Source organism: Yersinia nurmii, assembly GCF_001112925.1.
GTDB classification, from domain to species: domain Bacteria; phylum Pseudomonadota; class Gammaproteobacteria; order Enterobacterales; family Enterobacteriaceae; genus Yersinia; species Yersinia nurmii.
This window is the reverse complement of sequence record NZ_CPYD01000003.1, coordinates 153,045-169,021: the sequence shown is the minus strand read 5'-3', so window position 1 is coordinate 169,021 and position 15,977 is coordinate 153,045. Positions and strand designations below refer to the sequence as shown.

The window sequence follows — 15,977 nt, the reverse complement described above, 5'->3', positions numbered from 1 at the left end:
CCTATTTCTAAAGAAAACTCGATATGAGGGATATAGGCTTAGTCTCTCTGCTGGTTCTGCGTGAGTCAATAGAATTAAAATGGTGTTTTATATTTTTTATGACCTAGGTCGGGAAACTGACAGGTTTCCCGTTTGTTCCGTCGAAATTAGGGGGCTTTTCGCAGTTCGGTTACGCATTTCCCGCCAATACCCCAGTTATCGGTATCAACTTCATCAATGACCACGACGGTGGTCGCCGGGTTTTTGCCCAAGGTATCGACTAACAGTTGCGTCACACCGGCAATCAGCCGTTTCTTTTGTTCGGCGGTGGCACCTTCACGGGTAATTTTAATATTTACATATGGCATTATTCTCTCCATTTATCTTAATGTTAGCGTTAACTCAATCACGTTTGCTGGTTTGTCGTTCCTCGCTCAGTTAAATGCGATTTCGCAGTTTTGAGAATCTGCCTGGCTCACATATAAAGTTCTGGTCGAACGAGTCGATAACATCTCCAGAAGGAGGAACGCTCTCATTGGGGAGCGTCTTTATGGCAGTAAGCATAGTATGAGCTTTGACTGCCTGATACCCCGACATATGGCGACAAAACTGATGCTAACTAACAAAATATCAGATTTACTTGCGCCATCCCTTGCCGCTCAAGATTGTAATAAGGGATTCAGCTTTTGGCGGCAATGTCAGCGTAGGTATACTTTCCAACCGATTTATCGCACTTCAGGGAAGTTACTGGCGATAGAATTATTGACGGCTGTTTATCATCCCTCCTCGCCGGAAACCCGACTCTCACCAGAGGATTATTTTTCCTCTATCAGTATTCGGGCACGCCTGAACGTGGTGTTAGAACAGTTGGAATTAGTGAAGCAATGGCACGGTATTTTTACCCATCGCTCGATGCTGGTATCGATCAATATCGACGGTCAGGCATTGATGGAGATGCAAAACGATCCCGAAGCGCGGCAGCTTATTGATTCTATGCCTTATGTGCGTTTTGAACTGGTCGAACATATGGATACCGCCTGCATTACTCCGTTTGCTCAAATCGCTGAGGCCGATCGATTATGGCTGGATGATTTTGGCAGCGGCGTGGCTAACTTCTCGTCTTTTGTCAGTTGGCGCTATGAATACATCAAAATAGCTCGCGATTTATTTATTCTGTTACAGCAAAGTGAGGTCGGGCAGCAGCTGTTCTTTACGCTGGTAACCTTGATGAGCCGCTACAGTAAAGGCGTGATTGTAGAAGGCGTGGAAACCGACAAGGAATGGGCGCTGGTTAAACGATCTGATGCCTGTGCTGCGCAAGGTTACTACCTTTCCAGACCCGCACATTTTGATACTTTACAGTCACTTCCCCTGTTATTCGCCGGGTAATGCCTAGGTGAAATAATCGTCAAAACCGATGAGTTGTTTGATTATTAACCGTCAGATAAATTGACGTTTATATCTATTGGCTGCTTTTCATCAGGCCAATAATAATGGACGTTACTTGATCCTCAACTATGGTTAATACAAGCGTCTAAGTCCGTGTTCCCCATCGATTAACTCTTTTTTGTCTACCTTGACAGGCTGAGCGGTAGTACCCATAGCCGTTTTGTTTATTGCCGAACCGGATTTAGCTTCTGATCAATTTTGTGGAGCGATTATGACAAAAACCGGGAAGGTACTGCTTTGGATGGCCGGAATTGTGCTGGCATTGCTGGCTGTTTTAGTGATTTTCGTTCTTACATTCGATTGGAATCGCATAAAACCCACAATAAACCAAAAAGTTAGTGATGAATTACAGCGCCCCTTTTCCATTCGTGGTGATCTGGGCGTTGACTGGTCGCGCAAAACGGACGATCGCGGCTGGCGTGCCTGGATTCCCTGGCCGCAGATTCATGCAGAAGATTTGGTTCTCGGTAACCCGCCAGATATTCCTGGAGATAATATGATTACCCTAAAGCGAGTTGAGGCCAATTTGTCTCCGCTGGCATTGCTGGGTAAGCAGGTTCGCATTCCCCGAATTTGGCTGACGGAACCCGATGCTAATTTACAGCGCCTAGCCAATGGTAGAAACAACTGGACCTTTACTCTAGCCAATAGCGACAAAGCTACGGGTGAAGCGTCTTCCGATTGGTCGGTGAATATCAGCGATATTGTGTTCGATCGCGGCCAGATTTCGCTTAAAGATTCGTTATTGAAAGCGGATCTACGGGCGAAAATCGACCCTTTGGGCAAGCCTCTTCCTTTTTCCGAAGTGATTGGCGAAAAGGGTGAGGTGAAGGACAGTCAGGTTCAAAATACGTCGGTGGATTATATTTTCGGCTGGCAGGTAGAAGGGAAATACCAAGGGCAACCGCTGAGCGGCAGCGGAAAAATCGGGGGTATGCTTTCTCTGACTAACGCTGATATTCCTTTCCCCATTCAGGCAGACGTACGCTCCGGCTCTACGCGAGTGGCTATCGTCGGTACGCTCAATGACCCGAGCCATCTGGCGGATATCGACCTACGGCTGAAATTTTCCGGGGATAGTCTGGGGAATTTATATCCGTTGATTGGGGTACTTTTACCGAATACACCACCTTATGCCACCGATGGGCATTTGATTGCTCGGTTGCGTCAATCGGGCGGCGCGGTTTATCAGTATCAAAAATTCAACGGTAAAATCGGAGATAGCGACATTCATGGCGATCTCACCTATACCGCCAGTGAGCCAAGGCCCAAACTGCAAGGAAAGATTGTCTCCAATCAACTACGTTTTGCCGATCTGGCTCCTTTAATCGGCGCTGATTCTAATCAACAAAAAAAAGGGCGCGGTGAGAAAAGTCGCCAGCCATCCGATAAAGTTCTGCCGGTAGAGGCTTTTGAAACCAAAAGCTGGAACGTTATGGATGCAGATGTGACCTACGCCGCCAAGCGTATTGAGCGTGATAAAGCCTTACCTATCAGCGATCTTTCTACTCATATGGTGATGAAAAACGGTGAGTTATTACTCGATCCGCTGCGCTTTGGTATTGCCGGTGGCAATCTAAACGCCACTTTACGCCTGAATGGTAATAAAAATCCGATGCAAGGGCGTATCGACCTTCACGCGCGTCGATTTCAGTTAAAACAGCTGCTGCCGGAAGTCGAGTCGATGCGTAATAGTCTGGGGCAGCTTAATGGCGATGCTTCCTTCACTGCTCGGGGTAACTCGGTGTCGGCGCTGTTGGGAACCAGTAACGGTAGCCTACGTATATTGCTGAATCAGGGGCTAATCAGCCGCAGCCTGATGGAATTATTGGGGCTGAACGTGGGTAACTACATCGTGGCAAAACTCTTCGGTGATGACGAAGTAAAAATTAACTGTGCCGCCGCAGATATCGTGATGCGTAACGGTCTGGCTACGCCGCGGCTGTTCGTCTTCGATACGGAAAATGCCATCATCAATATTACCGGTAATGTTAATTTCGCCACCGAACGACTGGATCTCTCAATTGATCCGGAAAGCAAAGGGTTACGTATTCTGACGTTACGTTCGCCCCTGTACGTTAAGGGCTCGTTTAAAAATCCGGATGCAGGTGTGAAGACCGGGCCGTTAATTGCTCGCGGTGCGGTTGCGGCTGTGTTGGGCGTGGCTTTAACGCCAGCGGCGGCCTTACTGGCATTGATTTCGCCGAGTGAAGGTGAAGAAAACCAATGCGCGCCGCTGCTGAAAAGTATGAAGCAGAAGTAAGTTTCAGTAAGGCGGCGCGGGCAGCACACTGCAACTGTGGTCCTGGATACTCTCGATTGAGGCAAGATTCAGGTCGGTCAGATCGCGTTTAGTGGCTAATAGTAAGAAATCGCCGTTGGGCAGAGAGGTCATGGCCAAGCCGTATTTGCCCATATTTTCCGCAGCGCCCTGTACGCCATTGGCTAGCAGGCGGAACGCACCTTGTTCCGTGAGTTCACTGGGGGTGATTTGTCTTGCTAGGTAATCATGACCGAGTAATCCTTTTGGCAACGGCTGCCAGCTTGGGCGGAACGAATCGCTTTGATCTGCGAGCGCTTTTTTCACTTTTGCCGATAGGCAGGAAATATGAATATGCAGTTGATTTTGACTGCGACCCAATTCTGAATTCACCGCCAGAGAGATATTTTGGTTATCAATCGGATGACCGTATTTTAGCGCCATGTAATGCCTGGCTTGCCATGCCTGAGCAAAATAGTTAGGCGTTGCAGCGGATAACAACTCGGGACTTTCGATACCGGTAATTTTTTCAGTTGGCATTAACAAGTATTGCAGCGTTCCGTTACGGTCTTTGTACACCACAAAACCAGCCTGAGTATTCACTTCGACGCAAGGTTTAGGGGAATTCAGCTGGCGCTGATGGGGAACGCACTGCTGGCTAACAATTTGCCACAGAGCATCTGGATTCCGGATTTTGGGTTGCAGTGCATACGCCGTAATGGCGGCGATCAGTACCAATACACCCAAAGTAATCCATCGACGATAAGATAAAAATGGCATTAACTGACCCTCCATGATCGATTAAGTCGCCAGCAGTATAGGGTTAAATTCCAGCGCACGGCAAAGGCTTCATCACCGATGGGTGAATAACTTACCGCACGTTGACGGCGGGTATATCTGACCGCAGATTAGGCGTGGCGTTCAGGTAAAGTTTCGTCATTCTTATATTTCGCCGTGGCGATCCAGGCGGCGCAAAATAAGGTTAAACGCGCGAAGAAATAGAAGAAGGCCATGAGCCCGATGACAGAACCGAAAGCCGCGCCCGAAGGCGAGCTGGCAAGACGTGGAAGCATCATGGTCATAATGAATTTAATGATTTCGAAGCCGATAGCGGCAATAAGAGTTCCCCGCAGCAAAGCTTTCTTCTTTGGTTTATGACGCGGCAAAATCCAGAATATCCATAGGAACAATAAATAGTTCGCTGCGATGGAAATAGACAGCGCAATTAGCGTCATGGCTGGTCGTAGCCATTCAATATCGCCCAACCCTAACGCATTCACAATCACAGACTGCGCAGAACCAGCAATTGATGTGAGAGAGAGAGTAATAATCAGCGCCAGCACCAAACCGGTAAGCGAAATAAAATCGCGGGTGTAGCGCACATAAAATTTCTCCTGATCCTGCGGATTACGCTCCCAAACGTCTCTGGATTGAGCGCGAATTGCTTCTCGTAAATTTCCCATCCAACTGATGCCGGAATATAGCGCAATAGCCAAGCCGGTTAATCCAACGGTAGTACGCTGCTGAATAGCGGTATTCACCGTATTTTTTAAGGTAGCTGCTAGGCTGGGGTCGCTAATGCTATTAACGATCTTATTGATCAACTTGGCCAGCAAATCTGGATTGGATGCCAATACAAAACCCACGGCGGCGAAAGAAACCATCAAAATGGGAATAAGCGATAAAAATGAAAAATAAGTGATAGCTGCGCCAAACTGGCTGCCTAATCGATCGTTAAAGCGATCGGTAGCGCGAATAATATGCGCAATACTGGGATAGTTTTTAATCCGGTTGCTCAGATGGGTTAAGACGGAAAGCGCTTTTTTTCCGTTTTCAATTCCTGCACTTAACGGCGTGGCTTTGCTCTGCTGCGAATCAGTATCTGCGCTGGATGATGTCTGATTATCCTTGAATGAGTTCGGCATAATATTCCTCATGGCCTAAATTCATGCCTTATGCAGATGATTATCCTACAGAATATCCTACAAAGACGGCTAACTCTGTTGATGATAGCAGAGTCATGGCTTATCACAAACGGCGGCTAAGGCAGATAAAGTGAGCGACAAGCGGGCTTGCCGCCAGCCTAATTCATCCTGATTGCATCATTAATGTGTAATGAATATCAGGGCTTTCGGGTGATCCAATTATCCCATACCGGTACGGGCTGCAAAGTTTCCACCAGATAATCAATAAAAGAACGAACCTTGGGATTGCTATAACGGCTGGGGAAATACAAGGCGTACAGGCCATGAGTCGCGTGGGTTATTTCCCCATCAAGCGCCAGCGGAGTAATTTCACCTCGTTGAATCGCGTCACCGAGCAAATAAGTAGGCAAATAGGCAATACCCTGATGTTCCAGCACAGCTTTCAGCAATACCAGGCTGCTATTTGCCTGAATCGGTGAGCGTAACTTAAGTAAATGAGCGCTGCCGCTTTCGTCGGTATCTTTTAATACCGGTGTCAACCCAGGATATAACAAACACTGATGGTCTGATAATTGTTGGACGGAAGTTGGTGTCCCCATTTTTTCCAGATAGGTGGGGCTAGCGCAATAAGCCCAGTGGATAGTCGACAGTTTCCTTAATGCATAATTATCTGGAGGAGTCGATGCGACGCGAATAGCGATATCAAAGTTACTCTCATTTAAATTAACAAAGTTATCGTTTAGATCTATATATAAATCAACATCAGGATAACGCTCTCGATATTTATTAACCAAAGTGATGAGGTGAGAATAACCAAAGGCAATTGAGCAGGTAAGACGCAATTCACCCTGCGGGTGGTTATAAAATCCTGCGGTAGTATTAAGAGATTCGTCAAAATCTAATAATAATTTAGTTGCCCGATGATAAAGATATTTCCCCGCGTCGGTTAACGTCAGGCTACGTGTCGTTCTTTTTAGCAACATAGTGCCTAGCTGTGATTCCAGGTGAGACAGACTCTTGCTGACCGCAGAAGGCGAGATGTTCAGCTGAGCTGCGGCTTCAGACAGCCCGCCACACTCCACGATTTTCACCAGTATTTCCAGCTGTTTTAGCGATGCGATATTACTCATTCTTTCCTTCAGCTCATTAGTGATTTTAGTAAATGGCATCAATGTCGTATTTCATTTGCTGACTACAAATGTAATCATTTATTACCAGTAGCGATATGTTATTCGTATTAAGAATAAGAAATAAAAAAGGTGAGCTTAATCACAAATAAGATATTTGCTTACCGAAAGAAAAATAAAAGGTGACTGAAGTCACATGAAATTTAAATAACACACCAAGGAAAATCCTATGTGGAAACGTCTGGAACCCTACAAGTCCTCTATTATTCTTTTATTTGCACTGACTCTCGGTGGGGTTATAGGTATTTATGCCCCTTCTTTGGCTCTCAAATTACAACCTATCGGAAAAATTTTCCTGAATTTGCTGTTCATGATTATCGTTCCATTGGTGAGCGTAAGCGTTATGTCGTCCATTGCCGGTATGACGGATTTGAAAAAACTGGGGCGCATAATGGGGCTAATTTTCGCAGTCTCTATCATTATGGCGCTCATTCCGGCGGCAGGAATCGTTGGGCTAGCGACCTTATTTGATCCGGCTCAGGGCGTCACTATTGAATTAACCCAGGAGTTCAAGGCCGGCAGTGGCGAAATGAACTTTGTGAATATGGTTACCACAAATGATTTTGTTGGCTTATTGTCAAAATCCAATATTCTGGCGCTGATTATTATGTCAGTTATCGCCGGCATTGCGATTGGGCAATCGGGCGACCAGGGTAAACAAATTGCCCAGTCTTTGTTGGGCTTAAATACCGTAATTATGAAGATTGTCTCAATCATTATGAAAGCGGCACCCATTGGTTTAGGCAGTTATTTCGCTGCGACGATGGCCAGTCAGGACCCACAATTACTGATGACTTTCGCCAGAGCCATCGGCTTATTCTTTATCGCCTCGCTACTGTATTACGTCTTCGGCTCTATCTTTTATTCTTGGATTGGCGGCGGCATGAAAGCGGTTCGGGCTTTCTGGCAACATGCTATTGAACCTTCTGCTACCGCATTAGGCACCTGCTCTTCATTAGGATCGCTGCCAGTGACGATTCGAGCGGCCAAAGCGATGGGCATTAATCCGGAAATCGTAGATATTTCTCTACCGCTGTTGGTCAATCTAAATAAAGGCGGCGTGGCGATGATTGCCGCACTGAAAATCGTCTTTATTTTCTCGGTGCTGGGATTGGATTTCACCACCGAAACTTTCTTCCTGACCATGCTGATTTCGGTGCTCTCCGCCATTATTGTCGGCGGCGTTCCGGGCGGCGCTTTCCTCGGCGAAATATTTATTGTCACCACGCTGGGGCTGCCAGTTGAAACTATTCCAATGCTGGTAGTTATTGGCACCATTACCGATGCACCTGCAACGCTAATTAACGTCATTCATGACCTTAATGCAGCCCAAATTATCGAAAGATTTACCGGTAAGAAATCCTCCGAGCGGCAGGTTGAGCTTCCTGCGGTGAATGAACCTACTTGTTAAAACATAACGACGCAGCGTGGCGGATTGCCCGTAAGTCGCTGTGAATATTTGAGTATGCCAGCACCAGAAAAGGAAAAAATAATGACATCTAAAAAATTAGAAACAGCGCTAGTGACTGCCGGTCGGGCGAAAAAATTTACCCAAGGATCGGTTAACACCATCATTCAACGAGCTTCTTCCTTAGTGTTTGATTCCGTAAAGGCGAAAAAATTTGCCACAGCAAACCGGGCAAAAGGCGAATTGTTTTATGGTCGCCGTGGTACGCTGACCCACTTTTCATTCCAGGAAGCGATGGTGGAATTGGAAGGTGGCACAGGTTGTGCGCTTTATCCTTGCGGCGCAGCGGCGGTGACTAATGCCATTCTGTCTTTTGTTGCCACCGGCGATCATATATTAATGACTGGGGCGGCTTATGAGCCAACGCAGGATTTTTGCAATAAAGTGCTGTCCAAACTGGGCGTCTCCACCACTTATTATTCTCCACTGATCGGCGCTGGCATTACGGAGCTTATTCAGCCAAATACCAAAGTGGTATTTTTAGAATCTCCCAGCTCCATCACAATGGAAGTTCAGGATGTTACCGGCATGGTGCAGGCTATTCGGGCAGTTAACCCGGATATCGTGATTATGATCGATAATACCTGGGCTGCCGGAGTGCTATTTAACGCCTTGGAGTTTGGTGTCGATATTTCCATTCAGGCAGGAACCAAATATATCGTCGGTCACTCAGACGCAATGTTGGGCACAGCGGTATCTAATGCGCGCTGTTGGGATCAATTGCGGGAACATTCGTATTTGCTGGGACAAATGGTTGATGCAGACACCGCTTACGTAGCTAGCCGCGGCCTGCGCACCTTAGGCGTACGGCTGAAGCAGCATGAAACCAGCAGTATTCAGATCGCCAAATGGCTGGCCGCTCGTCCGGAAGTGGCGCAGGTTAACCATCCGGCACTGCCATCTTGCTCCGGCCATGAATTTTATTTACGTGATTTCACTGGGAGCTGCGGGTTGTTCTCCTTTGTGTTGAAATCTCGTCTCAGCGATGAGCAAGTGGCTAATTATCTGGATAATTTTGAGCACTTCAGCATGGCGTATTCATGGGGTGGATTTGAGTCTCTGATTCTGGCTAATCAGCCGGAAGAACTGGACGCAATTCGTCCGGTAGGCGGCGTAGGTTTTGAGGGCACTCTGGTACGTGTCCATATTGGACTGGAAAATGTCGATGATTTAATTGCCGATTTGGACGCCGGCTTCAATCGATTAATTGGCTGATATTTATTTGCGTATTCAGGCAAATTGAAGATTATTGATATAAAGCAGCCGGAACCAGAGCTCCGGCTGTAGATTTGTCCCCTCAGGTTAATAAAACTGCCTTACGGAATAACTTTATTAGCGGTTAATATTATTGACCGTGAATCAAGTCGGTATAAGCCTTAGCGAATGCCTGATTATAAGCATTCCCTGCTTTATCTTTACCCTGATCCCAGTTGACCGACCAGGTCATCAGGCCTTTGATTGGCGTTCCCGCTTTTTCTAAATCAGCAAAGGCGCGATAAACATCCTGCGGATTTTTTACCGTGCCCGATGCCGCAGCGTCAACGTTACTTGGTAAACCCAATACTAATTTATCGGCTGGGATTTTAATGAAGCCGCGTTTGCCATTAACAATTGAATCGGCCATGTAATACAGGAATTCATATTTCTTGGCGTCATTGTTTTGCGCCAACCACAGGTTTACTTCTTCGACCCATACGCCGTCACCGCCCTGATTGTAGAGCTGAGGGGCAATAAAGTCATACACACCATCCAAGGCGTTGATATAGGTAGTGTATGGTCTGCCGGTTGTCAGATAAGGGAATTCCGGCGCCATGCTGATGATAAAGTGTTTACCTTGTTGTTCGTAATGTGCCCGAACAATTTTCAATGCGGCGGGAATAACGGTGGTGTTATTAGCCGCATTAATAGCCGTTTGTTCCAGATCGATATCCAGCCCGTCAAAACCATAGGTTTCAACCAAACGAATAATCTCGTCTGCGAAAGCCTGTTCCTGACCGTTATTCAATGCCACGTGTGCGTCAGCGCCGCCCAATGAAATGAGTACAGCACGGCCTTGTTTGTTTAACTCACCGATTTGTGCACGAAACTCTGCGTCCGTTGCGTTGTACGGCTTAAAGGTTGGAATACCGCTACCTTTCATAAAGGAGGCAATTACAACGTTAAAGGCCGCGGGCGTTTCATTTATTTTTATATTCTTTGGATAACCACCTTGGTAGCCAATACTTTCTTGGCTGTCCCAGTTATGCCAGAAACCCGCCATGATTTTTTTATTTACCAAGCTTGGCATAACGGACGCGTCATCATTAACAACCGGAGCGGCAAACGCGGACGAATGAGAAAAACCAAACAGAGTGCATAGCGTCAGAATCGTAATCAGATTTTTTTTGCAATTGATAGGTTTCATAGATGTTCCTTTTTATATTTTAAATGAATGTAGGTTCTAAATTAACCGCTGCGAATGGTGAATGTGTTTTCATGTGCTATTTATTCACATTGAGCATGGAAATAAAAAGAAAATAAAGTTATCGGATTCGCGTTGGATAAATTTAGAAATAAAGTATTGCATCAATCAATTAATCTTGTGAATGATGATTAGCTTAATTATTTTTTTATTTTCATATTATTTTATATAAGTGACAGTTTCTTTAAGCTTGTTGATTTCCTAAGGCTTGCTTCTTTATGATGATGATTTTAAAGGATATTTAATTTTATTTTTTGGCCTGTTTAATGTCTTAAAGCCAGCTAAATATAACAAATAAGAATAAATGCAATTTGATTGGCGCATCAGTAAGTATTGATAATTCTTACATGTCAATTTTTATACGCTGTCTTTATGTATTCATCAAATTTTTACTTTGTAACATGTAATAATTTTCAGTGATTTTTAGACTCGGTAAGTGACTCAACGCTTCTTTTTTATCATCATATCTATTTAATCGCGGGATATAGACGCTGGTGATATAGCACTAAGAAGGAAAGGGAGCGTAGCGAGGCTGAGTACCTAGAAAAAAAGCCGAAATTTGCATTTCGGCTTCAGGTTCCATGATTCAAATAGAGAAACTAATCTCTAAATGATTATCTCATAGTGACAAATTCTTCCGCGGCGGTCGGGTGGATAGCTACGGTATTGTCGAAGTCTTTTTTGGTTGCGCCCATTTTTACTGCTACGGCGAAACCTTGCAGAATTTCATCCATACCAAAGCCGATTCCGTGGATACCGACGATTTTCTCTTCTGCACCCACGCACACCAGCTTCATACGGCACGGTTGGCGATGTTGAGTGACGGCGCTGTACATCGCAGTAAAGGAGGATTTATAGACCTTTACCTGATCGTCACCAAACTGCTCACGCGCCTGCGGCTCGGTTAAACCGATAGTGCCAATTGGTGGGTGGCTGAATACCACGGTAGGAATATTACTGTAATCCAGATGCTCGTCCGGTTTGTTGTTAAACAGGCGCTCGGACAGGCGGCGACCTGCAGCCACGGCAACCGGAGTCAGCTCCACTGCACCTGTGTTGTCACCAACGGCATAAATACCTTTTACATTGGTATTTTGGAATTTATCGACGACGATATAGCCTTTTTCATTGGTTTTCACACCGCAGGCAGCCAGATTCAAATTGTCGGTTGCAGGCTCGCGGCCAATCGCCCAGATCAGATGGTCAACGGTCACTTCTGTGCCGTTTTCTAGTTGCAGCGTCAGACTGCCGTCAGCATTTTTAATCACGGCTTTTGGCACGGATTCGGTATGCAGTTTTGGCCCTTCGGTGTTCATGACTTCCACCAGGGTTTCCACGATCAGCGGATCGAAACTGCGCAGCGGCGCGTGTTTACGTACAAATAGGTGAGTTTCGGTGCCTAATCCGTTCAGTACGCCAGCGATTTCGACGGCGATATAACCCGCGCCAACGACGGCAACGCGTTTTGGCATTTCATCTAAGTCAAAGAAACCGTCGGAATCGATACCGTATTCCGCGCCGGGAATATTCGGATGGCTAGGGCGACCGCCGGTGGCGATCAGGATGTGATCCGCAGTGATCTTCTCGCCGTTGACTTCAACGGTATGAGCATCGACAAAGCGAGCGAAGCCCTGAATCACATCAACTTTGTTATTGCCTAAACCACGCTCGTAGGACTGATGAATACGATCAATGTAGGCGGTACGGTTGGCGATCAGGGTTTTCCAGTCGAAGCGATTCACCGTGGTATCAAAACCGTAGTCCGGGCCGTACATGCGAATCGCTTCGGCGATTTGTGCCGCGTGCCACATCACTTTCTTCGGCACACAGCCGACGTTGACGCAGGTGCCACCGAGCTGTTTCGCTTCGATCAGCGCACATTTTTTACCGTACATGGCTGCCCGGTTGATCGATGCGATCCCGCCACTGCCGCCGCCAATTGCCAGATAATCGTAATGTTTGGTCATCAGGGTCATTTCCATGAGTGTAGTTTTATAGAAGCAAAGAGTTTAACGCCAGATCCCACTTTGTCGCAAAGATTGCATCAATGGCTGTGATAGGTGTTGGAAGACGAGAGAAATTTTGCGCTAAACGGTGATAAAAATGAGGAGTAATACGGAATGCGCCGGACAGCATGGAATGCAGCCCGGCCAAGAGCGAAAGGCGTGGCGGTTATTCCGGTACGACCCATTTTACTAAGGTGTGACCGTGACCCGAGGGTACCAGCGCTTTATGCAGCCAAGGTAGCAGATCGGTCATTTGTTTTTCCAGCTTCCACGGCGGGTTAATTACGATCATGCCAGAGGCCGTCATACCGTGTTGATCGCTATCCGGACGGACTGCCAGTTCGATTTGCAGAATCCGGCGGATGCCCGTGGCTTCTAGTTCACGCAGTAATCGTTTGATTTGCTGGCGTAATACGACTGGATACCATAAAGCGTAAGTACCGGTCGCAAAGCGTTTATAACCTTCCTGAATTCCTTTTACCACGTCCTGATAATCGGTTTTCATTTCATAGGGCGGGTCCATTAGTACAAAACCGCGGCGAGACTGCGGTGGTAACTGAGCTTTCAGCTGCAGGTAACCGTCGGCCCGTTGCACTTTGGCCCGTTCGTCTTTGGCAAATTCTTTACGCAGCATCGGGTAATCGCTGGGATGTAGCTCGGTCAGGCTGATTTTGTCATATTCACGCAGTAAATGACGCGCGATCAGCGGCGAACCAGGGTAATAACGTAGCTGCCCACCGTGATTCAACGCATTAATGGCGCTCATATACGGGGCTAAATCAGCGGGTAAATCATCTCGTTGCCAAATTTTGGCGATACCTTCCAGATATTCCCCAGTGCGTTCGGCGTGCTCGCCGCTTAGCTGATAGCGACCTGCGCCAGCGTGGGTGTCCAGATAAAGGAAAGGTTTTTCTTTTTCTTTCAAAGACTCAATAATCAGGCTTTGAACAGTATGTTTGAGTACGTCGGCATGGTTGCCTGCGTGAAAACTGTGGCGATAACTTAACATTTGCGGCTTCTCCTGCGGCTTAGGCAGCATTATCTATCAAAGGGAATGATGCCGCCAGCCATTGATTTTCCGCGCGACAGACCTCATGTTAAATGTTCATCCGCATTTATCGCCTGACGGTAGGAAAATCATGAGTAAACCATCGTCAGGACGACAACTATAATCAGGACACCCTATGACAAATCCGCTGTTGACTCCGTTCTCCCTGCCGCCGTTTTCGGCTATTCGCCCTGAAGATATCGTGCCTGCGGTGCAATCCGCTTTAGATGAATGTCGTCAATCGGTGGAACGGGTTGTGGCCCAACCGGGTCCTTTCACCTGGGATAATCTGTGCCAGCCGCTGGCAGAATCCGATGGCCGTCTCTCTCGCATCTGGTCGCCTGTCGGCCATTTAAACGCGGTAAAAAATAGCCCGGAACTGCGCACCGCCTACGAGCAAAGTCTGCCGCTGCTGTCTGAATACGGCACCTGGGTTGGCCAGCATAAAGGTTTATATCAGGCTTACGTCAGTCTGAAAGAAGGTCCGGGCTTTGCCGAATTGACTCCGCCGCAGCGTAAAGCGGTGGAGAATGCGCTGCGTGATTTCCAACTGTCCGGTATTGGTTTACCGGAAGAACAGCAAAAACGTTACGGTGAAATTGTGGCGCGTCTGTCCGAGCTGGGTTCGACCTACAGCAATAATGTGCTGGACGCCACTATGGGCTGGACCAAACTGATTACCGATGAGAAAGAGCTGGCTGGTTTGCCGGAAAGCGCTCTGGCTGCCGCTCGCGCGATGGCCGAAGCCAAAGAGCTGGATGGCTGGCTGCTGACGTTGGATATGCCGAGCTATCTACCGGTGATGACTTACGCTGATAACGCCGCGCTACGTGAAGAAATGTATCGCGCGTTTGTCACCCGAGCCTCCGATCAGGGGCCGAACGCCGGTAAATGGGATAACAGCGAAATCATGGCTGAAATCCTGACTCTGCGCCACGAACTGGCTCAGTTATTAGGTTTTGAAAGCTATGCCGATCATTCATTGGCGACCAAAATGGCTGAAGATCCGCAGCAGGTGCTAAATTTCCTGAATGATCTGGCTAAACGAGCGCGCCCGCAGGCAGAGGAAGAACTGGCGCAGCTGCGTGCCTTTGCCAAGCAACACTTCGGCGTCAACGAGTTAGCTGCGTGGGATATTCCTTACTATTCCGAGAAACAAAAGCAGCATTTATTCTCCATTAGCGACGAGCAACTTCGCCCTTACTTCCCGGAACAGCGGGTGGTTGAAGGTTTGTTCGAGGTAGTGAAACGTATTTACGGCATTACCGCCAAAGAGCGGCAGGGCGTGGATACTTGGCATCCGGACGTGCGTTTCTTCGATCTGTTTGATGCTCAGGGCGAACTGCGCGGCAGTTTCTATCTGGACTTGTACGCTCGCGAACACAAACGTGGCGGTGCGTGGATGGGCGATTGTATCGACAGTCTGCGTCTGGCTAACGGTGAGCTGCAAAAACCGGTGGCTTATCTGGTGTGTAACTTCAATGGCCCGGTCGGTGATAAACCGGCGCTGTTTACCCACAATGAAGTCACTACTCTATTCCATGAATTTGGCCACGGTTTGCACCATATGTTGACCCAAATTGATACCGCCGGTGTTTCCGGTATCAGCGGTGTGCCTTGGGATGCGGTCGAGCTACCGAGCCAGTTTATGGAAAACTGGTGCTGGGAGCCGGAGGCGCTGGCGTTTATCTCTGGTCATTATCAAACCAATGAGCCTTTACCGCAGGAAATGCTGGATAAGATGCTGGCGGCGAAGAACTATCAGGCGGCGCTGTTTATCCTGCGTCAGCTCGAATTCGGACTGTTTGATTTCCGTATGCATTACGAGTTTGATCCGGTTAAAGGCGCGCAGATTCTGTCAACCTTACAGGAAGTGAAGAAACAGGTTGCCGTAGTACCATCACCAAGCTGGGGTCGATTCCCGCATGCTTTCAGCCATATTTTTGCTGGTGGTTATGCGGCGGGTTATTACAGCTACCTGTGGGCTGAAGTGTTGTCGGCGGATGCGTTCTCCCGCTTTGAAGAAGAAGGGATTTTCAACGCAGAAACAGGCCAGTCCTTCCTCGACAATATTTTATCTCGCGGTGGTTCCGAGGAGCCGATGACGTTGTTCAAACGCTTCCGTGGGCGCGAGCCGCAGTTGGATGCTATGCTGCGCCACTACGGTATTAAAGGTTAAGTTTGAAGGGCATTA

At 47.5% G+C, this 15,977-nt stretch carries 11 protein-coding genes and 1 pseudogene; 5 read left to right on the top strand and 7 right to left on the bottom strand.

Features of this window, described 5'->3' with window-relative positions; all coding sequences use genetic code 11:
• Positions 1-146: 146 nt before the first annotated feature.
• A complete protein-coding gene (locus tag AD970_RS05545) occupies positions 147-347 on the bottom strand; it encodes a 2-hydroxymuconate tautomerase family protein (protein WP_049597327.1) in 201 nt (66 codons plus the stop codon).
• 244 nt (positions 348-591) lie between these two features.
• Here AD970_RS05545 and pdeH point away from each other — a divergent pair, with 244 nt between their 5' ends.
• On the top strand, positions 592-1,368 hold the full coding sequence (gene pdeH, locus AD970_RS05540) for a cyclic-guanylate-specific phosphodiesterase (RefSeq protein ID WP_157045456.1): 777 nt from the start codon (positions 592-594) through the stop codon (positions 1,366-1,368).
• A 271-nt stretch (positions 1,369-1,639) separates the two neighbouring features.
• Positions 1,640-3,691 (top strand): AsmA family protein, encoded by a 2,052-nt coding sequence (locus AD970_RS05535; protein WP_049597325.1) that lies wholly within the window; start codon positions 1,640-1,642, stop codon positions 3,689-3,691.
• A gap of 3 nt (positions 3,692-3,694) precedes the next feature.
• Here the strand turns inward: AD970_RS05535 and AD970_RS05530 are convergent, their stop codons facing one another.
• The 3 genes from AD970_RS05530 to AD970_RS05520 all read right to left on the bottom strand — a co-directional run bounded on the left by AD970_RS05530 (position 3,695) and on the right by AD970_RS05520 (position 6,743).
• Positions 3,695-4,468 (bottom strand): CDP-diacylglycerol diphosphatase, encoded by a 774-nt coding sequence (locus AD970_RS05530; RefSeq protein ID WP_049597324.1) that lies wholly within the window; start codon positions 4,466-4,468, stop codon positions 3,695-3,697.
• Between the two features lie 128 nt (positions 4,469-4,596).
• Positions 4,597-5,613, bottom strand: coding sequence for an inner membrane protein YhjD (gene yhjD / locus AD970_RS05525; RefSeq protein WP_084728118.1), 1,017 nt, complete (start codon positions 5,611-5,613; stop codon positions 4,597-4,599).
• Positions 5,614-5,810: 197 nt separating this feature from the next.
• On the bottom strand, positions 5,811-6,743 hold the full coding sequence (locus AD970_RS05520; protein ID WP_049597323.1) for a LysR family transcriptional regulator: 933 nt from the start codon (positions 6,741-6,743) through the stop codon (positions 5,811-5,813).
• A 226-nt stretch (positions 6,744-6,969) separates the two neighbouring features.
• Between AD970_RS05520 and AD970_RS05515 the strand changes: the two genes are divergently transcribed.
• Both AD970_RS05515 and metC read left to right on the top strand, forming a co-directional pair.
• Complete coding sequence (locus AD970_RS05515; RefSeq protein ID WP_049597322.1) at positions 6,970-8,211, top strand: dicarboxylate/amino acid:cation symporter; 1,242 nt, start codon at positions 6,970-6,972, stop codon at positions 8,209-8,211.
• Positions 8,212-8,292: 81 nt separating this feature from the next.
• Positions 8,293-9,483: a cystathionine beta-lyase gene (metC, locus tag AD970_RS05510; RefSeq protein ID WP_049597321.1), complete on the top strand. Its 1,191-nt coding sequence runs from the start codon at positions 8,293-8,295 to the stop codon at positions 9,481-9,483.
• A gap of 136 nt (positions 9,484-9,619) precedes the next feature.
• Here metC and AD970_RS05505 read toward each other — a convergent pair.
• The 3 genes and pseudogenes from AD970_RS05505 to AD970_RS05495 all read right to left on the bottom strand — a co-directional run.
• Positions 9,620-10,555, bottom strand: a pseudogene (locus AD970_RS05505) (chitinase); the annotation flags it as partial.
• Positions 10,556-11,343: 788 nt separating this feature from the next.
• The gene (gorA, locus tag AD970_RS05500) at positions 11,344-12,696 is read right to left on the bottom strand and encodes a glutathione-disulfide reductase (RefSeq protein ID WP_049597320.1); all 1,353 of its coding nucleotides are present in this window, start codon (positions 12,694-12,696) and stop codon (positions 11,344-11,346) included.
• Positions 12,697-12,901: 205 nt separating this feature from the next.
• Positions 12,902-13,744, bottom strand: a complete 843-nt coding sequence (locus AD970_RS05495; RefSeq protein WP_049597319.1) for a 23S rRNA (adenine(2030)-N(6))-methyltransferase RlmJ — start codon at positions 13,742-13,744, stop codon at positions 12,902-12,904.
• Positions 13,745-13,919: 175 nt separating this feature from the next.
• Between AD970_RS05495 and prlC the strand changes: the two genes are divergently transcribed.
• A complete protein-coding gene (prlC, locus tag AD970_RS05490; protein WP_049597318.1) occupies positions 13,920-15,962 on the top strand; it encodes an oligopeptidase A in 2,043 nt (680 codons plus the stop codon).
• Positions 15,963-15,977 lie beyond the last annotated feature (15 nt).